We start from the raw sequence: 18,597 nt of genomic DNA on the forward strand, positions 1-18,597 counted from the left end.
TGCCAAAAATTATAAAAATAATGTATGAAGGTGTAGCAAAAAAAATGAATAAGTAATAAGAGGGAGTATAAAAATAAGAAGGTGTTCCCCAAGATACGGTACCCGGTTTCAGTCCTGAAACCAGAAGGTTTCAGGGCGGAAATCTGCGGTCTACCGTAGGCTTCTCGGTACATGCCGAGCTTGCACAATAGTAGACGAACAAAAATCCTGGTATAAAATTTATCGGCTCAGGGACTTAACCAAGCTCCGGTACCCCAGGGAACAATTTAAGTATATAAGACATAATCCAATCCTTAAACCCTAAACGTAAAAAATTAAACCGTTCGCTTAGTTTTCCCACAGCTTTAACTCATCATTTACTTTATCGCATGGTTTTTGAGCTTGATCATACAATTAATTGGAGTTGCTTTTTATCGAGTGGTAGCATTGGTTTAACTAGCAAAGTGAAGATATAAACATGAGCGATTTACCAGATTACGAAAAAGCCCAGCTGCTTTTAGAAAAAAATGAAATTTTTGTATCACCTGCAGAAGCCCACGGCGTTATTAGTGGCTTATTAGCATGTGGGTTGAGTATTGACGATAAAGAATACTTAGGCTTATTAAGCGACGTATTTAACGATGGTGAATCGTTTAGTAACGATTTAAAGCAATTTTTTGGCACTATTTATAAACAAGTAGTTGCAAGCTTTAACGATGAAGCCTTTGCGTTTGATTTATTTTTACCAAGTGACGACGAAACACTCATCGATCAGGCAAATGGCCTCGTATCATGGGTTGCAGGCTTTATGCTTGGCTTTGGTTTAAAGCAAAAAGATTACGGTAAGCTATCGGCAGATGTTAAAGAGGTTATTAGTGATTTTAGCGAGATCACTCGTCTAGATACCACCTTTGAAGAAACCGAAGAAGACAGTAATGCGCTTCATGAAGTGATTGAGTACGTGCGTGTGTCGGCACTGCTTTGCTTTGCAGAGTTAGGTAAAGAGCAAAAAGCACAAACAACTAAAAAAACTCTGCATTAAACATTCACTTTTAAAACAGCAAAACGGGTTGGTAAATAATGGTTGAAATAGATAAGTCAGAATTTAAAGCACGTCGCGAGCGCTTACTTGCACAAATGGATGCAAACAGTGTGGCAATTATTCCTGCCGCCAGTGAAGTAACCCGCAGCCGCGACACTGAATATGCTTTTAGACAAGATAGCGACTTTTTTTACTTAACCGGTTTTAATGAACCCGATGCTGTTTTAGTGCTTAGTAATAATAGCGATATACCTAGTACGCTCTTTTGCCTTGATAAGGATAAACTAGCCGAAATTTGGCATGGCCGCAGAATAGGTTTTGATAAAGCTAAAAGCGACTACTTGTTTGATGAAACTTACCCACTAAGTGAGTTAAACGATAAGCTAGTAACTATGCTCAATGAAAAAGATGCAATTTATTTTGCACAAGGCGCTTATCCTTCATTTGATACCAAAGTGTTTTCTTTATTAGGTACGCTTAGAAGTGGTGCGCGAAAAGGCCTCAAAGCACCGGGTACTTTAAAAGAAATACGTGGCCTGATTCATGAAATGCGTTTGTTTAAATCGCCAAGCGAAGTAAACATTATGCGTGAAGGCTGTGAAATAAGTGCTCGTGGGCACATGCGAGCAATGCGCTATTCGCACCCCGGTGCTACTGAGTTTCAGCTAGAAGCAGAGCTGCATCATCATTATGCAATGAACGGTGCGCCGCACCAAGCTTACGGCACCATTGTTGGCAGTGGCGATAACGCTAATATTTTGCACTACACGCAAAATAGCGATGTGTTAAAAGCGGGCGACCTAGTATTAATTGACTCTGGCTGTGAGCTACAAGGCTACGCTGCAGATATTACGCGTACCTTCCCTGTAAATGGGCAATTTAGCGAGCCGCAAGCCGCGCTTTATAGCATTGTACTTAAAGCACAAGAAGTGGCTTTTGAAGAGGTTAAACCCGGCGGGTTTATGTCGCACGCTAATAAACGTGCAATGGAAGTAATGACCCAAGGTTTAATCGAACTCGGTATTTTAACCGGCGACTTTGACGAGCTAATGGCAACAGGGGCCTGCAAAGAATACTACATGCACGGGCTTGGGCATTGGCTTGGTTTAGATGTTCACGATGTTGGCGATTACAAAGTAAACAACGTTGAGCGTGCATTTGAGCCGGGTATGGTACTCACTATAGAGCCAGGGCTTTATATAAGCGAAGATTCAAACGCACCGCAGCAATACAAAGGTATAGGTATTCGTATTGAAGATAACTTACTTGTCACCGAGTCGGGGCACGAAAACTTAACTCAAAGCGTACCTAAAACCATAAACGATATTGAAGCACTTATGCAAAGCGCTAAAAGCGCATAAGCTTGGAGATTAAAGTGGCTAAGCAGTTTGATGTTGTAGTTATTGGGGGCGGGCTTGCTGGAGCTAGTTGCGCGCTAAGTATTGCTAAAACAAACCCTTCACTCACTATTGCGGTAGTAGAAGCAAATCAAGTAACGGGCGATTACCACCCAAGCTTTGATGACAGAAGCATAGCGCTTGCTCAGCAATCGGTTGAGTATTTACAGCGCTTAAATTTGTTCGATAAAACCGCATCGTATACTGCTGCAATAAAAAAAGTAAGCGTGTCGGATCGTGGTCACTTTGGTAAAGCACATATTAATTGCGACGAATTTTCTAAGCCCTCATTAGGTTATGTAGTTGAAGTAAACCCATTTGGCCGAGCACTCTATCAGCGATTAACACAGGCGAGCATTTCACTTTATTGCCCCGACAGCGTAAGCACTATTAAGCAAAGCCTAAACAATAACGAAATTACCCTACAAAGCGGCGAGCAATTAAACACTAAGCTGCTTGTTATTGCCGATGGTGCACACTCTCCAACCCGCAAATTACTTGGTTTACGCTTTAATACTCAGCCCTATGAGCAAGGCGCTATTATTGCCAATGTTGAAGTTGCAGGTGGGCATTATAATCATGCCTACGAGCGGTTTACCGAGTACGGCCCTATGGCGCTTTTACCAATGAGCAATAACCGTTACTCATTAGTGTGGTGTATGACAAAGCAGCAAGTTGAGCAGCATACAACCTTAAATGAAAGCGACTTTTTAAATGCGCTACAACGTGCATTTGGTTACCGAGCAGGGCAATTTACAAAAGTGGGCACACGCACAAGCTACCCGCTGGTTTATGGGCAAGCAGAATCATTAACGGCGCATCGTACAGTAGTAATTGGTAATGCTGCGCATGCTATTCACCCTATTGCAGGGCAGGGCTTTAATTTAGGCCTGCGTGATGTACAAGTACTGAGTGATTTAATTGCAACAAGTAAAAACGAATTAGGCAGCTATGCGTTTACCCGTGAGTATTCACAAAAGCGCAGTAACGATATAAACACCGTAATGACATTAACCGATGCACTGGTTAGGCTTTTTTCAAACTCGTCACGGGTATTGGCGCTTGGGCGCAGCATTGGGCTTTTCTCAATGGATTTATTTCCCGCATTAAAAGCACCCTTGGCCAAGCAGCTAATGGGGCAAGTTAAACAAGGTAGGCATTTATGAAGCAAGCACAGGTTTGTATAGTGGGTGGTGGCTGCGTAGGCTTAACTCTCGCTTTAGGGCTGGCAAAAGCCAATATTAGTGTTGTAGTGTTAGATGCCGCGCCAAAACAAGCGCCCCCAAGCGATGAATATGCTTTGCGCGTAAGTGCGTTGAGCATAGCAAGCCAAACTTTGTTTGAGCAACTAAACGTGTGGCCACATATAATAGCAGAGCGAGCGTGTGCCTATACGCATATGGACGTACGCGACGCCGACAGCTTTGGTAAAATAGCCTTTAATAATGAGCAACTTGAGCTTGAACACTTAGGCCATATAGTAGAAAACGACATTATTCGTTTTGCGCTTATAAAAGAGCTAGCGCAACAACCAAGTGCCACACTGATGTTTGATACCGAGTATCAACAAATACACCAAAGTGAGTCCGACGTATTTATAACCCTTAAAAGCGGCGAACCTATTATTGCTAAGTTGCTAGTGGCGGCCGATGGCGCAAACTCAGCTATACGCAAACAATTTAATATGGCGCTCAGCTTTAAAGATTACGACCACCACGCGCTAGTTGCTACGGTTAAAACTAAAGAGCCACATGCAAGCACCGCGCGCCAAGTGTTTTTACCAACAGGGCCACTGGCATTTTTACCCTTAAGCGATGACAACACCCACTCTATTGTATGGTCTACCAGTCCTAACCACTGTGATGAGTTGCTAGCAATGGATGACACTGCTTTTAACAAAGCGGTAATGGCTGCCATAGATGGCCAATGCGCCCTGTGTGAAGTGCAAAGTAAACGCGCAGCATTTCCACTTAAAATGCGCTACGCCCAGCAATGGGTTAACGGCAAAGTGCTCTTAATGGGCGATGCGGCTCATACCATTCACCCGCTTGCAGGACTGGGTATGAACTTAGGCCTAAAAGACGCCGCTTATTTAATTGAGCTTTTAACACGGGATAGTAAAGAATTTGCAAGTACCCGTACACTTCGCGATTACGAGCGCACCCGCAAGCTCGACGCGCAAAAGCACATAGCCATGATGCAAGGACTCAAAGAGTTATTTGAAGGTACAAACCCGGTTAAAAAACTTATACGTGGAGTCGGGCTAACACTCGTTGATAATCTAGGCCCAATAAAACACCTGTTTGCTAAAGAAGCGATAGGCAAATAACGTAGGTTGGCAAGAGCGAAGCGAAACCTAACGAGAAAGTAAAGTAGTCAGTTTTTAGCTTTCAGCTTTCAGTCAGAGAAAAACCGATGTTTAGTTTAAACATCGGTTTTTTGTTTTTAAGCGGCTTTAAATAGATTAAAAGCTGCGCTTTTCACGCGAGCAAGCTCGGCGTCTACATGCAAAGTTTAACACTGCGCTTAATTTTACCTGTAGGCGTTTAGCTTGCTGGTGCGACGAGCGGAGCTCGTAATTATCGTTAGTTAAAATGCTTTGCGTTAAATCAGCTACAAATTCTCTTGTGCTTCATTCACCATATCTTTGAGTGCTTCATTCACCATATCTTTGAGTGCATCAATTAACATGGGATCTCGCGAGTTTTGTTTAGCAAGCTTCAGTGCGTGTTTCATACTAGTGACGGCCTCTTTAAATTGTTTGTCAGCCGTGTAGCCTTGTGACAATCGCATGTGGGAGTAAGCGGCATTAGGGTAATCGCGAGTAAAGCGTTTTAGCGTAGTTATCGCTTTTTTAGTGTTACCAAATTTTTGCTGGCTATGGGCAAATTCTACATAAACGTCTTGTGGAATTTTAAGCTCAAAACCGTACTTATCACTCAATGCTTGGTAGTAACCAGTAATAAGCGATACATCAGCAAATTTTCCGTGTTCGTCAGTCACTTTGAATATTAGGTCACTAAATAAGGTAATTAGGCTATCGCTAAGTGCTGGTAGTATGGTGCCCATATGAGAAAAAGTAGGGTAATGCTTATACTCCCATTTTAGCTGCGTAGGCATTTGTTGTTCTAAATTTACTAACGTATTTAATACGCCGGTATAAAAACGTGCGCCTTCACTTGCTACACTAATAAATAACTCTTGAGCGCCTTTAGGGTTTTTAGCGTATTTAATAATATTATTTTTTAACTCTTCATCACTCCACCAACTATTTGGGCTTATAGCTATGTAGTTGTTAAATAACTCAGGCTGATTAACTAAAGTATAAAGCGCTAATGTACCTGCATTAGAGTGACCAATTAAGGTGTTGTAGCCGTTAGTTGAGTAATTGCTATTTATGTAGGGCATAAGTTCGTTAGACACAAACTTTAAAAAATTGTCGGTTTGCCCAGCATCGGGCCATTTATTTTTTACAAAGGTTTGAAATTCAGTTTTTGGCTCACCTTCTACTTTAGGTAAGTAGTCACGCACGCGGTAGGTTGTATCAACACCAACAAGCATTGCATTAGGTATTTGCTCGTAATCAACAAGGGATTTAACTACACCAGAGGCTGTATGAAAGTGCTCAACACCATCAAGTAAATAAATAACATAAAGCGGCTGATCGTCTTTTACAGTGTCAGGTATAAAAATTCTGATAGGCCTGTCTTCGTTAAGTATTTTTGATTGTAGAATAACTTTTTTACCAACGGTTATGTCGGTTGTAGAGGTGTCTGCGTGGCTTAAAAAAGGTGTACTAAAAGTAAGTGCTAATACAAGCGATAGTAAGAGCTTCATAAATATCCTTATTTAATAATGTGTTGCTTAATAATTGCACGCCTTTAGGTTTGAGTAAATGTTTATATTTTAGGGGCAGGTTTAAGGCTTACTTAATAAAACCCTACGTTTTTATGCGAAAAGATTTGGTATTTTTAAAGGCTATTGCACTTTGCACTGACTTTTTCGGTGGGTGCACCGCTTTTAGGCGCGACTAGCGCAGCTGGTAATATTTTCCTCTATAAACTTATCTATTAAAGCTTAAAAAAACCTGCTTGCTTAATTATCAATCTAAGCGTAAAATGCGCGCTCATTTCGGCTTTTAAACTATTAATTCCTTGCCTTAAACCGACCGGCCGAAACGGTAGAAGGCTCTATTAACCGTAAGGAATATCCATGCGTCATTACGAAATCGTATTCATGGTTCACCCTGATCAGAGTGAGCAAGTATCTGGTATGATCGAACGTTATACTGGTTCTATCACTGAAGCTGGTGGTACTATTCACCGTCTTGAAGACTGGGGCCGTCGTCAACTGGCTTACCCAATCAACAAGCTTCATAAAGCTCATTATGTTCTTATGAACGTTGAAGCACCTACTGAAGTAATCAGCGAGCTAGAAACTACTTTCCGCTACAACGATGCAGTGCTTCGTAACTTAGTTATGCGTACTAAAAATGCAGTAACTGAAGCGTCTCCTCTTGCAAGAGAAGAGAAGAAAGAAGCACCAGCTGCTTAATTGTTTTGAGTCCTAGCATGGCACGTAGTCAGCAGTTAGTGTAATGGTTAGCCCATATATGAATCAGCTGGTTATATCGGGGGTTGTTTGTAAAACACCCAAGTTTAGCCAAAGCCCTGCAGGCATACCGCATTGTATTTTTGTTGTAGAACATAAATCGATGCAAACCGAGGCAGATCTTAACCGTAATAGTTACGTTAGGCTTCAGGTTGTTGCCAGTGGTAAGCAAATGCAACAACAGACTCAACATTTGCACGTTGGGCAGGCATTGCAAGTGAGTGGTTTTTTAAATCGCCACGAAGGTCGTAACGGCCTTAGCCAATTGGTTTTGCATGCTCAGCATATAGAAAGAATTATTTGAGGAATTAATCTCATGGCACGTTATTTCAGACGTCGTAAGTTCTGCCGCTTTAAAGCGGAAGGCGTACAACAAATCGATTACAAAGATCTAGCTACTCTTAGAAACTATGTTACAGAAAGTGGCAAAATCGTACCTAGCCGTATTACAGGTACTAGCGCTAAATACCAGCGCCAGCTAGCAACTGCTATTAAGCGTGCTCGCTACTTAGCCCTTCTTCCATACACTGACTTACATAAGTAAGCAGCGGATTAACAGTTTTTAAAAGGTGTAGAAACATGCAAGTTATTCTACTAGATAAGATCGCTAACCTAGGTAGCCTAGGTGAACAGGTTGTAGTTAAATCTGGTTTCGCACGTAACTTCCTTTTCCCGCAAGGTAAGGCAGTTCCTGCGACTAAAGCTAACATTGAAACTTTTGACGCACGTCGCGCAGAACTTGAAGCGAAAATCGCTGAACAGTTAGTTGCTGCACAAGCACGCGCTGACAAACTAGAAGCATTAGCTGAAGTTACTTTAGTATCTAAAGCTGGTGACGAAGGTAAGTTATTCGGTTCAATCGGTACTCGTGACATCGCTGACGCTATCTCAGCTGTTGGTGTTGAAGTTGCTAAATCAGAAGTTCGTTTACCTCTAGGTACTATCCGTGAGACTGGCGAATTTGACGTTGCAATCGCAGTACACTCAGACGTAACAGCTACTATTAAAGTAATCGTTATTGCTGAAGCTTAATTTTTAATTAAGCCCAAAAAGCCGTGCTTTTAGCGCGGCTTTTTTGTGTCTAAAATTCCTCTAAATGCTTTCTAAATCACCCCAAATAAATATTTTTATTATTTTTTTAAACCTTTTTTGTCTGTCTTTGCGTCTTACTAATCAATAAACTAAAAGCATAAAAATAACTAAAAGGCGATATCACGGATGTTACACGTTAAACCCGAAAATGCGCCCATGTGCGAAGCTGCATTAATTGAGCGAGTTAAATCGGGTGATCAAAGCGCATACAAAGCGTTATATGAGCTGCACATAAAACGTGTTTACGGTTTATGTTTGCGCTTATTGGCCGATGAAGCGCACGCTGAAGATGCTGCCCAAGAGGTGTTTGTGCTGGTGTGGCACAAAATAGCGCAGTTTGACGGGCGTTCTCAGTTTTCTACTTGGTTATACAGTGTGGCAAGTAACGTGGCGATTAGTTATGTACGCAAGCACAAAAGCTGGTTAAACAAAGTAGTAAGTATTGAACAAAGCGGCATGGATGAGCAAAACGCAAAAAGTTGTAAAGGTTTAAACGGGTTAGATAAATTAATTGTTCGCTTACCAGAGCGTGCCCGCATGGTGTTTGTTTTATATGCTATTGAAGGCTACCGCCACGAAGAAATAGCTAAGCAATTAGGCATGGCTGTAGGGTCTAGTAAATCGCAATATCATCGCGCAAGGCAGTTATTACAAGAGTGGTACGAGTATGAGTAAACAAAATTTTGATGACTACTTAAACGAGTCTTTAAATAACTTAAATAAAGACATAGCACCTAATAAACCGCTTTGGGCGGGAGTCGAGCACGCCATAGTGACGGCAAAGCCAAGTGCAAATAATAAATCATTGTGGCCAAAATTAACGGCTATTGCTGCTTGTAGTGTGGCCGCATTGCTTGCTGTAAATATGCTTATAAACAATAACGAGCCTAGCCAAGTAATGGTTATGAGCGATTATTTTAAAGCGCAAAAGCAAAGTTTATTAGTGCAGTATAAAAACCAAGATGCACTTACCAATAACTGGCAGGCACAACTACAAGAACTGGAAGAAGCGGAGCAAGCAATTAAACAAGCGCTTGAAAACGAGCCTCAAAACCAAGCGTTACTGACTATGCTGGCGCAAGTTTATCAGCAGCAACTCGATTTAATAAACAAGGTGCATGCACCGCGTTGGCAGCAAATATAGGGGAATAACATGAAAGCAATTTTACTCGGATTAAGCCTATTACCACTAAGTGTATTAGCGGGTGATAAAATAGATAAGCAAATAGACGTACCAAGCGGTGGCACTATTTTTATTGAAAACCAGCGTGGCGATGTACAGATAACTGGTTGGGATAAAAATGAGTTTAAAGTATCTGGTGAGCTTGATGATAAAGCACAAGGCTTTGAGCTAAAAACAACAGGCGATAAAACCGAGTTTATAGTAAAAATGCCAAGCAATTTGGGCTGGGGAAACAATGGTGGTGGCTCTAACTTAACTGTATTTATGCCAAAAAGCAGTCGTTTAGAATTTGCGGGTGTTAATGTGTCGGTGGTAGCTAAAGCTCTTAAAAATGGTGCTGAAGTCGATGTAGTTAACGGTGAAATTACCGTCGATGATATTACTGGAAATATTAAGCTCTCCACGGTAAATGGTGATGTAAACGCAGAGGATTTAAACGGTAATATTCAATTTGAAACCGTAAACGGTGAAATTAACGATAGTCAATCAAGTGGCGAGCTGCGTTTTAGTGCCGTAAATGGTGATATCAAATCAAGCTCAACAGCAAGTGATATACGATTAGAAAACGTCAACGGCGATATTGATTTTACATTATCGAGCATTAAAAATTTACGTATCAATACCGTAAATGGTGAAGCCGAAGTACACATTAAAGAGCTGCTAAAAGGTGGTGATGTGCGTTTCGAGTCGGTTAGTGGCGATGGTGAGTTTTATTTCCCGCAAAGTGTATCAGCTAAATTTGAAATTAAAGCCCATGCTAATGGTAAAATTATTAATAAAGTAACCCGCGATAAAGTAAGCAAAGCTAAATACGGCCCTTCAAGCGATTTAGAGTTTAGTGCAAATGGTGGCAATGCAAACGTTGAAATGGATACGATAAGCGGGCGTATAGCGCTTCGCACTAAATAGCCTATTTAGCGTGTATGATTACAAAAAGCAGGAAAAGATTTCCTGCTTTGCTATTTGCACAGCCCCGCCAAGTCGATAGAATAGAGCCATTCAATTTTAGTACTGTGAAGTTATGGCCAAACCAGATAAGCAAGTCGATACCCTTAAAGTTCCTCCCCATTCAATAGAAGCTGAACAATCTGTTTTAGGTGGCTTAATGCTTGATAATCAAGCTTTTGACCGCGTAGCAGAGCTTGTTGTATCGCAGGACTTTTATACCCGCACGCACAAGTTAATTTTTGAGGCGATGACGGCGCTTGCTGAAATTGGCGATCCGATAGATTTAATTACAATTTCTGAAAGCCTAGAAAAAAATAATCAACTTGCTGGTATTGGTGGTTTTGCTTACTTAGCTGAAATAGCTAAAAACACCCCAAGTGCTGCCAATATCGATGCTTACGCAAACATAGTACGCGAACGTGCTGTTGTCCGTGAAATGATAGGTGTTGCAAACGAGATAGCCGAAGCAGGCTTTAATACCGAAGGGCGCACCAGCCACGACTTATTAGATTTTGCCGAGAGTAAAGTATTTAAAATTGCCGAGCAGCGCTCAAAAAGCACTGAAGGTCCGCAAAGCATACATAACATACTCGAAAAAACCGTTGATAAAATAGAAGAGCTTTATCAGTCACCACAAGATGGTGTTACCGGTGTGAGTACAGGTTATGCTGACCTTGATAAAATGACCACAGGCTTACAACCTTCAGATTTAATAATTGTTGCGGCACGTCCGTCGATGGGTAAAACCACATTTGCGATGAACCTTGCAGAGCACGCAGCTATGACTCAAGACAAGCCAGTGCTTATTTACTCATTAGAGATGCCCTCAGAGCAAATTATGATGAGGATGCTCGCATCACTTGGTCGTATTAACCAAACTAAAGTACGTACCGGCCAGCTAGATGATGACGACTGGGCACGACTTTCATCAACTATGGGCTTGTTGATGGAAAAAGGCAAAATGTATGTTGATGATGCATCAGGGTTAACACCTACCGATGTACGCTCACGTGCAAGGCGTATAGCGCGAGATCATGGTGGTATTAGTATGATCATGGTCGATTACTTACAATTAATGCGTGTACCTAGCTTATCGGATAACCGAACACTTGAAATTGCAGAAATCTCGCGCTCTCTTAAGTCACTTGCAAAAGAGCTTAAATGTCCGGTTGTTGCGCTTTCGCAGCTAAACCGTACGCTTGAGCAACGTGCTGATAAACGCCCAATTAACTCAGATTTACGTGAATCAGGTTCAATAGAGCAAGATGCCGATTTAATCATGTTTATATACCGTGATGAGGTGTACAACGAAGACAGCACTGAAAAAGGCATCGCCGAAATCATCATAGGTAAACAGCGTAACGGTCCAATTGGTAAAGTACGCTTAACATTCCAAGGTCAATTTTCTCGCTTTGATAATTACGCGGGGCCAGCAGTAGATGACGAATATTAATGCGACTAGCCACAGCTGAAATAAATTTAGCGGCACTTGCGCATAACTTAGCGCAAGTGAAGCGTTTTGCACCTAATAGTAAAATTATGGCGGTATTAAAAGCTAATGCATATGGGCATGGTTTAGTAACTATTGCCCAGCACTTAAATGGCGCTGATGCATTTGCTGTAGCCCGCATTGATGAAGCCTTAGCGCTTCGTGCAGGCGGGTTAACCAAGCCAATAGTGCTGCTGGAGGGCTTTTTTAATAAAGCCGATTTGCCTATTTTGCTCGCGAATAATTTTCAAACCATTATTCATGATGAAAACCAATTGGCGGCACTTGAAAATGCTAAGCTTGATGCACCAATAACATGCTGGCTAAAAGTAAATACCGGTATGCATCGTTTAGGAATAGCGCCTGAGCAGTTTGAAGAATTTTATAGTCGCCTGCAAAAAACAGCGAATGCAAAAAATACGATTAATTTAATGACTCATTTTTCGTGTGCTGATGATGTTGATAATACAAAAACGGTTCAACAAATTACGTTATTTGATAATTTAGTAAATGGTATTAACCAAGCGCATTGCTTATCAAATTCGGCGGGAATTATTGCTTGGCCTAAAGGGCATGGTGATTGGGTGCGCCCTGGACTTATGCTTTATGGTGTATCGCCAATGGCTAATAAAGTTGGGCAGCAGCATCAGCTTAAACCCGTTATGCATTTAACAACTAAAGTCATTGCAGTACGTAATATAGCTGCGCACGAGGCTGTTGGGTATGGTGGTCGCTGGCAAAGTGACAAGCCAACCAAACTTGCTGTTGTAGCAATGGGGTATGGCGATGGTTATCCGCGCCACGCCAAAGAAGGCACGCCAGTAATGATTGCAGGGCAGCGCTACGGTATAGTGGGTAGTGTGTCTATGGATATGATCAGTATCGATATTGGCTTAAATGAGCACAATGTAAAAGTAGGCGATAGCGTTACAATGTGGGGGCCAGAGCTTCCTGTTGAAGAAATAGCACAATGCGCCGATACTATCCCTTACGAGTTATTGTGTAATATCACACCGCGCGTAAGTTATGAGTATCAGCCATAGTTAGTTTTTTAGCGCATACCAGTTAGTATAATTACTCTTTAATAAAGTAAATATCGCTAAAGCCCATACGGGCAAATTCTTGGTCGCGAAAATTACGTACTGCTGATGACCCTTTAGAGGTCATTTCTATTTGGCGCACCATATTTAAGTAGTTTGTTAAATCGATACCTTCGGCAGCCGCAATAGCTTGATACATATCGTGATATTTGTCTTTTGCGAAGTTAATTTCGCGCGGTTGGTTTTTAAATGTATAGGTTATTCTGCGTGCCATAATAAGCTCAGCTAAATTGAGTGTTAGTGTAATTTTACACTGATTTGAACTGGCATTGAACGATTTGTTGAAATCAAATAATTAAAAGTAGAGTTTAAAATGAAATTATCAGTAGAGATCAGTAAATACCCGCTTCATCAAGATTACATCCCGTTTATTAAAGGCTTTATTGATCGCTTAAACGAATACGACAATTTAAAAGTAATCACTAATACGCTGTCTACACAAATTTTTGGCGATTACGATTTAGTTATGCAAGTGCTCAATACCGAAATTAAACGCTCGTACGAAGAGTTTGGTAAGGCTATTTTTGTTTGTAAGTTTTTATCTGGCGATTTATCGCCAGAGTAATTGCTCCTTTTAATTTGTATTAAAAACGGTAACCGCATCATATGGACTTTTTAACACAAACCTTAAGTGGTTTTACTGCAATGTCGCACTGGGAATATATTGCGGTAGTGTTGTCTATTGCTTATTTATTACTAGCAATAAAAGAAAGCTTATGGTGCTGGCCTGCCGCATTTTTAAGTACGCTTATTTACACCATAATGTATTGGAACGGCGCACTACTTATGGAATCCTTGCTTAATTTTTATTACATGTATATGGCTGTATTTGGCTGGACTGTATGGCGTAAAGGCAAAAAAAATAGTTTAAGTATTGCATCGTGGTCGATGGAGCGTCACGCTGTAATTATAGCTGCTACAAGTGCTTCAGCCATTATTATTGGTTACGTAATGCAAAATTATACCCACGCTGATTTTGCCTATTTAGACAGTTTCACAACGTGTTTTGCTGTAGTGACCACTTACTTAGTTGCTAAAAAGGTACTCGAAAACTGGTTGTATTGGATAGTCATAGATGCTGCGTCTATGTATTTATATTACGAAAAAGGTTATTACCCCACGCTAGCGCTCTTTATTTTTTATACCATTATGGCTGCGTGGGGTTTTAAAACCTGGTACGAAGAATACGAGCAGAGCCAAGCTAAGCCATTAGCACAGCTTTAATTAATGATTGAGCATACTAAGTTAGTAAAAGTTTGTAGTGCGTTTATAGAGCCTTTAAGCATTGTTTCAACCGAGCAACTACTTAATGGCTTTAGTAACGATAATTTTTTAATTCGCACTCAGCAAAGTGCCTATTTATTAAAATGTTATAAAACGCAGTGGCCAACAATTGGCTTACAAGCGCAGCAAGCACTCAGTAAGCAATTTATTTGTCCAAAACCAATATGGACAGATAAAAAAAATAACTACGCGGCTTTTAATTATATAGAAGGCGATATTGCTCAAAATAATACCCAGCAAAACCTCATTAGCAAGCTTGCTAAAGTGCATGCTTATCCTGTAAAAACGCCCGCTATGAATATCGCGCAAGAGCTGCTTTACTATCAGCAAAGCGATATATATAAACATCACCTATTACAAATAGAGCAGGCCTTAAAAAGCATTGCTCATATGCCTTACAGTGAAGGCTTTTGTCACAATGATTTAGTAAAAGACAATATTATTGTGAATGCATCGGGTATGTATTTAATTGATTTTGAATACGCTCAAACCAACGATGTTTATTTTGATTTAGCGGCACTGGCAGTAAGTTTTAACTTAAACGCGCAAAGTAGGGAGGTATTATTAAACAGTTATAAAGCCTGCTTAGAAAAAAGAAATGGGTTTTACTTTTCAACCAAAAAGCTAGATTACTACATTTTACTTTTTTTAGTGCTATGCATTGGTTGGTATGAGCAGCGCGACATAAATACAAAATCTGCAGGGTTACGCGCGCAACTAATTAAACTTTTAGAGCGTTTAAGGTGTCATTAAAGACCACCAAAGCGTGCAGCTAGCTCTTTATATTTTGCAACTTCTGCAGAATCAAATTGTGGCTCACCATCTTCATCTTCTGATTTAGCAATTAATAAACTTTCTCGAGCAAGGCGTTTTACACGCTCAACTTTTACACCTAAAAACTCGGCTGTTTGCTCTGTAGACATTAGACTCATAATTATTTCCTTCGTATATATCAATTCGTATCACTACAACCATAGTATAATGTTGCTAAAGCGTTACTTATTTTTATCTAATATGAATAAATAGCGTGTTTTTAGGGAATTGTGAAGTGTTTTATTTAAAACAGCATAATTAATAAGCATATAAGCTGATGTTACTGGTATTTATTTGAAGATCTCTTTATCATTGCGAATGCTAAAGCACTGATATCGCGAGTTGGTGTGGCGGCACAAATGTGCTCTCGTGGTGAAATGGATATCACGTGGCCCTCCGGAGGCTGAGTTGTAGGTTCGATCCCTACCGAGAGCGCCATTTGATCTTTCTTCTCTGTGATATTTTCGTTACTTGCCGATAGCGTTTTGATAAGTAATCCTTTGTAGTTATTTATTACTACATGCGACTAAAAGACTAGACTTTTAAGCTTAATTAATGCTATTTAAGGTGCATATTCTCTAATTGTAAAAAATCCTGCCTTTATGCTAATTACTTTGCCAATAACTGAACTTACCCCTGGTATGTACGTTGATAGCGTAACTAAACAGCACGAAGGTATTAATAGCATTAAAATTAAGACCAGTGGTTTGGTGCGAAACAAATCAATTATTCAGCGCTTAGTCTCTGAAGGTGTACTAGAGCTGCTTATTGATTTTACTAAAGGCGATGCGGCTATTCCTGCCAAATATAAGCCGCAAAACAAACCTAAAACGTTTAATAGTCAACAAAAAGCCGATAAAACACCTACAGCAATAACACTTGAACAAGAATTTGCCAAAGCGAGTGTTAATTACGATCAACAAGGGCGCAAGCTACAATCGCTCTATGGAGATTTAACCTCTGGGCTTAGCTTGAATGTTAAGGTGCTTGATGAGATAGCTAGTGAGATAGTGAGCTCTGTATTTCGTAATGCAAACGCAATGTCTATCCTGACTCGCATCAAAGATAAACACAGTTATAACTGGCGACACATGATCAATTGCGCCATTTTTACCGCCGTTTTTGCTAAGTATCTTGGTTATGAAGAGCCTTTAGTGCAAGAGTTGGCTATGGGCGCGTTACTTCACGATTTAGGCCAAGCTAAGCTTCCTCAAGGTATTTTTTCAAAACCAAGTAAAGTGACTAATAATGAGCTTATTGCTATTAAAAAACATGTAGCACAGGGCCTTGGCTTAGTTAAAGGTGAAAAGGGCATAACGCCGCTTATGCTAGATATGATAGTAAATCACCATGAGCGTTTAGATGGCTCAGGTTACCCACGGGCTATACAAGGTGATAAAATAAGCCGTCCAGCGCGTATTATGGCTATTGTAGATGTATATGATGCAATGACCGCTGATAGGCCGCATCAAGATGGTGATGAGCCAATTAATGCGCTACGTTACTTGTTAGCTAATAAACATATGTTTGATGCAGAGCTGGTGCAGCACTTTATTAAGTGCTTAGGAGTGCACCCCGTAGGGACGATAGTAAAGTTAACTAACGATCGTTTAGCGCTAGTACTTGAAGGTAATAAGCTTAATCCTATAAAGCCTAAAGTTAAGCTATTTTATAATGCTAAGCATAGTCATCATATAACGCCCAAAAACATTGATTTAAGTGATCACACTCATGACATAAAAATACTGGCGAGTGTAAAACCACTCGACTACCAGATTAATTTGTCTCGCTTGTTAAAAGAGCATTTGATAACTTAGCTTTACTGCATTGCCTTTTTTTACTTTGCTTAGCCGAAATAAATGCTCCTAAGAAGCAACTCCCCATTAAAGTTAGCCATATTAAAGTACCTAGCTCTACATGAAGCGCAATGCAACACAGAGCCAAAGAAACCAATGCATTTAACATCGCTCCTAACCAATAATGATTTACTGGGTTATCACATTGTCCGGCTTGTGTGCATGCGCAATAGTTTGCTTTATAGAAACAAAATACACTTGCCCCACAAAATATTAGTCCTGCAATAATAAATGAAATGATCACAGCGTTACTTCCTTAGTGATTTTATAAAGAGTGTAATTTGCTCTATATTCCAAGTCAATCTAAATGATAATTAATTACAATTAGAGCTTTAGCTCTAATAGCACATTTCTCGTCCGATGAGTTTTAAATAGTTGTTAAAATGTCGTTAAAAAACGTGTTTTTTGCTATTTTTTGATGCATTCATAGAGTTTTTTACAAAAAATTAAGGTAGTGTAGCCAAGTTTAAAATCCTAATAACAACACACATAGCTACCCAAACAGTAAGTTTGGTTAAGGACTCAACAATGAAATTTACTAAAACGCTTATCGCAGCCTCGCTTGCATTTGTATCGGCTGACACTTTTGCAGCCGCGTTTCAATTAGCAGAGCAAAATGCATCGGGTTTAGGCCGTGCATATGCTGGTGAAGCATCTATCGCAGACGACGCGTCTGTAGTTTCACGTAACCCAGCATTAATGACTTTATTTAAAGACAAGCAGCTAAGTGTTGCTGCTATTGGCGTAATTCCAGATGTAAGCCTAGAAGGTGAAAGTGCGCCAACAGGTATTGATGAGTCATCATTAGATGACGACAGCATTGCACCAAGTGCAGTGGTACCAGCTGCTTACTTTACTATGCCTTACAACGATAAAGTATCACTTGGTTTTGGTGCGTTTTCTAACTTTGGTTTATCTACAGAGTTCGACGATGATTACGCGGCAGGTCAAATTGCTGGTGAGACAGAAATTTTTACCGTTAACCTAAATGCAAGCGTTGCATACAAAGTATCAGAGCAATTTAGCTTTGGTATTGGTTTAAACTACATTTACGCGGATGCAACGATAATACGAAATGTAGGTGCTAATCCTGGGATCCCATTCTCAACAAATGTGGTTGACTTAGAAGGTGATGATACTGGCTACGGCTTAAACGTTGGCTTGATGTATCAATTAGATGAAAATAGTCGCTTTGGTTTTAATTACCGTACAGAAACTGATATTACATTCGAGGGAACTTATTCAAGTACTGCCCGCGGTATTGCTGAGCGTTCTGGGTCTGTTGATGTTACATTACCAGCTATTGCCGAGTTTTCTGGTTCACACCAGTTAGATGAAAAATTAGGTTTACACTACAGCGTATTGTGGACAGGCTGGAGTAGTTTTGACAAATTAGAAGCAGAAGTAGGTTTGCCGCCAGAGCAAAGTTTTGAAAAAACAGAAGATTTTTCTGACTCTTTTCGTTATTCAATCGGAACAGACTACCAGCTAAATGAAAGTTTACTGCTTCGTGCTGGTGTTGCATTTGATGAATCGCCAGTTTCAAAAAACCATTTATCAATCTCTATTCCAGATACTGACCGTTTTTGGTTCTCTTTTGGTGGTAACTACACAATAGATAAAAATTCTAACGTTGATCTTGGTGTTAGTATTATCCGTGGTAAAACACAAAACTTTAAAGAAACTGATGACTCAGGTAGCGAATGGGGCTTCGAGTCTAAAGGCCACGCAGTATTACTTGGCGCTCAGTACAACTACAAGTTTTAATGTAGACATGCCTTGTGGTTAATCACAGGGCACAAA

The 18,597-nt window shown here is 40.3% G+C and carries 22 protein-coding genes, 1 tRNA gene and 1 other RNA gene; 19 read left to right on the forward strand and 5 right to left on the reverse strand.

The window, feature by feature from the left end; translation table 11 throughout:
- Positions 1-81 precede the first annotated feature (81 nt).
- Positions 82-264, reverse strand: a non-coding RNA gene (ssrS, locus tag J8L71_RS11855) — 6S RNA.
- A gap of 193 nt (positions 265-457) precedes the next feature.
- Between ssrS and J8L71_RS11860 the strand changes: the two genes are divergently transcribed.
- From J8L71_RS11860 to J8L71_RS11875, 4 genes are read left to right on the forward strand one after another with little or no spacing between them, the layout of a single operon-like run.
- Positions 458-1,021 carry a UPF0149 family protein gene (locus J8L71_RS11860; protein ID WP_149593990.1) on the forward strand — a complete coding sequence of 188 codons (564 nt, stop codon included), beginning with the start codon at positions 458-460 and terminating at the stop codon, positions 1,019-1,021.
- Between the two features lie 38 nt (positions 1,022-1,059).
- Complete coding sequence (pepP, locus tag J8L71_RS11865; RefSeq protein WP_211000712.1) at positions 1,060-2,382, forward strand: Xaa-Pro aminopeptidase; 1,323 nt, start codon at positions 1,060-1,062, stop codon at positions 2,380-2,382.
- Between the two features lie 14 nt (positions 2,383-2,396).
- Positions 2,397-3,584 (forward strand): 2-octaprenyl-6-methoxyphenyl hydroxylase, encoded by a 1,188-nt coding sequence (gene ubiH / locus J8L71_RS11870; RefSeq protein WP_211000713.1) that lies wholly within the window; start codon positions 2,397-2,399, stop codon positions 3,582-3,584.
- Entirely contained in the window at positions 3,581-4,747 is a 1,167-nt protein-coding gene (locus tag J8L71_RS11875) for an FAD-dependent monooxygenase (protein ID WP_211000714.1), read from the forward strand. Before ubiH ends, J8L71_RS11875 begins: the two co-directional genes overlap by 4 nt.
- Positions 4,748-5,031: 284 nt before the next feature.
- Here J8L71_RS11875 and J8L71_RS11880 read toward each other — a convergent pair whose 3' ends face one another.
- Positions 5,032-6,255 (reverse strand): alpha/beta hydrolase-fold protein, encoded by a 1,224-nt coding sequence (locus tag J8L71_RS11880; protein ID WP_211000715.1) that lies wholly within the window; start codon positions 6,253-6,255, stop codon positions 5,032-5,034.
- A 375-nt stretch (positions 6,256-6,630) separates the two neighbouring features.
- On the opposite strand from J8L71_RS11880, the gene rpsF reads away from it, so the two are divergent.
- The 9 genes from rpsF to alr all read left to right on the forward strand — a co-directional run bounded on the left by rpsF (position 6,631) and on the right by alr (position 12,784).
- Positions 6,631-6,972, forward strand: coding sequence for a 30S ribosomal protein S6 (gene rpsF, locus J8L71_RS11885; RefSeq protein ID WP_004588455.1), 342 nt, complete (start codon positions 6,631-6,633; stop codon positions 6,970-6,972).
- 43 nt (positions 6,973-7,015) lie between these two features.
- Positions 7,016-7,333 carry a primosomal replication protein N gene (priB, locus tag J8L71_RS11890; protein WP_004588456.1) on the forward strand — a complete coding sequence of 106 codons (318 nt, stop codon included), beginning with the start codon at positions 7,016-7,018 and terminating at the stop codon, positions 7,331-7,333.
- A 12-nt stretch (positions 7,334-7,345) separates the two neighbouring features.
- On the forward strand, positions 7,346-7,573 hold the full coding sequence (gene rpsR / locus J8L71_RS11895; protein WP_002962753.1) for a 30S ribosomal protein S18: 228 nt from the start codon (positions 7,346-7,348) through the stop codon (positions 7,571-7,573).
- Between the two features lie 35 nt (positions 7,574-7,608).
- Positions 7,609-8,061: a 50S ribosomal protein L9 gene (gene rplI, locus J8L71_RS11900; protein WP_058548074.1), complete on the forward strand. Its 453-nt coding sequence runs from the start codon at positions 7,609-7,611 to the stop codon at positions 8,059-8,061.
- A gap of 186 nt (positions 8,062-8,247) precedes the next feature.
- Positions 8,248-8,796: an RNA polymerase sigma factor gene (locus J8L71_RS11905; protein WP_211000716.1), complete on the forward strand. Its 549-nt coding sequence runs from the start codon at positions 8,248-8,250 to the stop codon at positions 8,794-8,796.
- Positions 8,789-9,265, forward strand: coding sequence for a hypothetical protein (locus tag J8L71_RS11910; RefSeq protein ID WP_211000717.1), 477 nt, complete (start codon positions 8,789-8,791; stop codon positions 9,263-9,265). The genes J8L71_RS11905 and J8L71_RS11910 overlap by 8 nt, the downstream gene beginning before the upstream one ends.
- A 9-nt stretch (positions 9,266-9,274) precedes the next feature.
- Positions 9,275-10,213, forward strand: coding sequence for a DUF4097 family beta strand repeat-containing protein (locus tag J8L71_RS11915; protein WP_211000718.1), 939 nt, complete (start codon positions 9,275-9,277; stop codon positions 10,211-10,213).
- A gap of 112 nt (positions 10,214-10,325) precedes the next feature.
- Positions 10,326-11,705, forward strand: a complete 1,380-nt coding sequence (gene dnaB / locus J8L71_RS11920; protein WP_058548071.1) for a replicative DNA helicase — start codon at positions 10,326-10,328, stop codon at positions 11,703-11,705.
- Positions 11,705-12,784 (forward strand): alanine racemase, encoded by a 1,080-nt coding sequence (gene alr, locus J8L71_RS11925; RefSeq protein WP_211000719.1) that lies wholly within the window; start codon positions 11,705-11,707, stop codon positions 12,782-12,784. The genes dnaB and alr overlap by 1 nt, the downstream gene beginning before the upstream one ends.
- 31 nt (positions 12,785-12,815) lie before the next feature.
- On the opposite strand, the gene J8L71_RS11930 is transcribed toward alr, so the two are convergent.
- A complete protein-coding gene (locus tag J8L71_RS11930) occupies positions 12,816-13,055 on the reverse strand; it encodes a DUF2960 domain-containing protein (RefSeq protein ID WP_004588463.1) in 240 nt (79 codons plus the stop codon).
- 99 nt (positions 13,056-13,154) lie between these two features.
- Between J8L71_RS11930 and J8L71_RS11935 the strand changes: the two genes are divergently transcribed.
- The 3 genes from J8L71_RS11935 to J8L71_RS11945 are packed head-to-tail and all read left to right on the forward strand — an operon-like array spanning position 13,155 to position 14,878.
- Positions 13,155-13,406, forward strand: a complete 252-nt coding sequence (locus J8L71_RS11935; RefSeq protein WP_004588464.1) for a hypothetical protein — start codon at positions 13,155-13,157, stop codon at positions 13,404-13,406.
- A gap of 41 nt (positions 13,407-13,447) precedes the next feature.
- Entirely contained in the window at positions 13,448-14,065 is a 618-nt protein-coding gene (pnuC, locus tag J8L71_RS11940) for a nicotinamide riboside transporter PnuC (protein WP_211000720.1), read from the forward strand.
- A 3-nt stretch (positions 14,066-14,068) separates the two neighbouring features.
- Positions 14,069-14,878, forward strand: coding sequence for a phosphotransferase (locus J8L71_RS11945; protein WP_211000721.1), 810 nt, complete (start codon positions 14,069-14,071; stop codon positions 14,876-14,878).
- Here J8L71_RS11945 and J8L71_RS11950 read toward each other — a convergent pair.
- A complete protein-coding gene (locus J8L71_RS11950) occupies positions 14,875-15,057 on the reverse strand; it encodes a helix-turn-helix domain-containing protein (protein WP_211000722.1) in 183 nt (60 codons plus the stop codon). The two genes, J8L71_RS11945 and J8L71_RS11950, sit on opposite strands and share 4 nt — an antisense overlap.
- A gap of 244 nt (positions 15,058-15,301) precedes the next feature.
- On the opposite strand from J8L71_RS11950, the gene J8L71_RS11955 reads away from it, so the two are divergent.
- Positions 15,302-15,376, forward strand: a tRNA-Arg gene (locus tag J8L71_RS11955).
- A gap of 164 nt (positions 15,377-15,540) precedes the next feature.
- Complete coding sequence (locus J8L71_RS11960) at positions 15,541-16,755, forward strand: HD-GYP domain-containing protein (protein ID WP_211000723.1); 1,215 nt, start codon at positions 15,541-15,543, stop codon at positions 16,753-16,755.
- Here J8L71_RS11960 and J8L71_RS18545 read toward each other — a convergent pair.
- A complete protein-coding gene (locus J8L71_RS18545; protein WP_348771797.1) occupies positions 16,715-17,038 on the reverse strand; it encodes a hypothetical protein in 324 nt (107 codons plus the stop codon). The two genes, J8L71_RS11960 and J8L71_RS18545, sit on opposite strands and share 41 nt — an antisense overlap.
- 284 nt (positions 17,039-17,322) lie before the next feature.
- Between J8L71_RS18545 and J8L71_RS11965 the strand changes: the two genes are divergently transcribed.
- Complete coding sequence (locus J8L71_RS11965; RefSeq protein WP_211000724.1) at positions 17,323-18,561, forward strand: outer membrane protein transport protein; 1,239 nt, start codon at positions 17,323-17,325, stop codon at positions 18,559-18,561.
- Positions 18,562-18,597 lie beyond the last annotated feature (36 nt).

It is taken from the genome of Pseudoalteromonas sp. MMG007 (genome assembly GCF_018100985.1).
GTDB lineage: Bacteria > Pseudomonadota > Gammaproteobacteria > Enterobacterales > Alteromonadaceae > Pseudoalteromonas.

Coding starts and splice junctions, on each gene's coding strand:
- J8L71_RS11860 (WP_149593990.1), top strand. CDS start 458: ATGAGCGATTTACCAGATTACGAAAAAGCCCAGCTGCTTTTAGAAAAA.
- pepP (WP_211000712.1), top strand. CDS start 1,060: ATGGTTGAAATAGATAAGTCAGAATTTAAAGCACGTCGCGAGCGCTTA.
- J8L71_RS11875 (WP_211000714.1), top strand. CDS start 3,581: ATGAAGCAAGCACAGGTTTGTATAGTGGGTGGTGGCTGCGTAGGCTTA.
- J8L71_RS11880 (WP_211000715.1), bottom strand. CDS start 6,255: ATGAAGCTCTTACTATCGCTTGTATTAGCACTTACTTTTAGTACACCT.
- rpsF (WP_004588455.1), top strand. CDS start 6,631: ATGCGTCATTACGAAATCGTATTCATGGTTCACCCTGATCAGAGTGAG.
- priB (WP_004588456.1), top strand. CDS start 7,016: ATGGTTAGCCCATATATGAATCAGCTGGTTATATCGGGGGTTGTTTGT.
- rpsR (WP_002962753.1), top strand. CDS start 7,346: ATGGCACGTTATTTCAGACGTCGTAAGTTCTGCCGCTTTAAAGCGGAA.
- rplI (WP_058548074.1), top strand. CDS start 7,609: ATGCAAGTTATTCTACTAGATAAGATCGCTAACCTAGGTAGCCTAGGT.
- J8L71_RS11905 (WP_211000716.1), top strand. CDS start 8,248: ATGTTACACGTTAAACCCGAAAATGCGCCCATGTGCGAAGCTGCATTA.
- J8L71_RS11910 (WP_211000717.1), top strand. CDS start 8,789: ATGAGTAAACAAAATTTTGATGACTACTTAAACGAGTCTTTAAATAAC.
- J8L71_RS11915 (WP_211000718.1), top strand. CDS start 9,275: ATGAAAGCAATTTTACTCGGATTAAGCCTATTACCACTAAGTGTATTA.
- dnaB (WP_058548071.1), top strand. CDS start 10,326: ATGGCCAAACCAGATAAGCAAGTCGATACCCTTAAAGTTCCTCCCCAT.
- alr (WP_211000719.1), top strand. CDS start 11,705: ATGCGACTAGCCACAGCTGAAATAAATTTAGCGGCACTTGCGCATAAC.
- J8L71_RS11930 (WP_004588463.1), bottom strand. CDS start 13,055: ATGGCACGCAGAATAACCTATACATTTAAAAACCAACCGCGCGAAATT.
- J8L71_RS11935 (WP_004588464.1), top strand. CDS start 13,155: ATGAAATTATCAGTAGAGATCAGTAAATACCCGCTTCATCAAGATTAC.
- pnuC (WP_211000720.1), top strand. CDS start 13,448: ATGGACTTTTTAACACAAACCTTAAGTGGTTTTACTGCAATGTCGCAC.
- J8L71_RS11945 (WP_211000721.1), top strand. CDS start 14,069: ATGATTGAGCATACTAAGTTAGTAAAAGTTTGTAGTGCGTTTATAGAG.
- J8L71_RS11950 (WP_211000722.1), bottom strand. CDS start 15,057: ATGAGTCTAATGTCTACAGAGCAAACAGCCGAGTTTTTAGGTGTAAAA.
- J8L71_RS11960 (WP_211000723.1), top strand. CDS start 15,541: ATGCTAATTACTTTGCCAATAACTGAACTTACCCCTGGTATGTACGTT.
- J8L71_RS11965 (WP_211000724.1), top strand. CDS start 17,323: ATGAAATTTACTAAAACGCTTATCGCAGCCTCGCTTGCATTTGTATCG.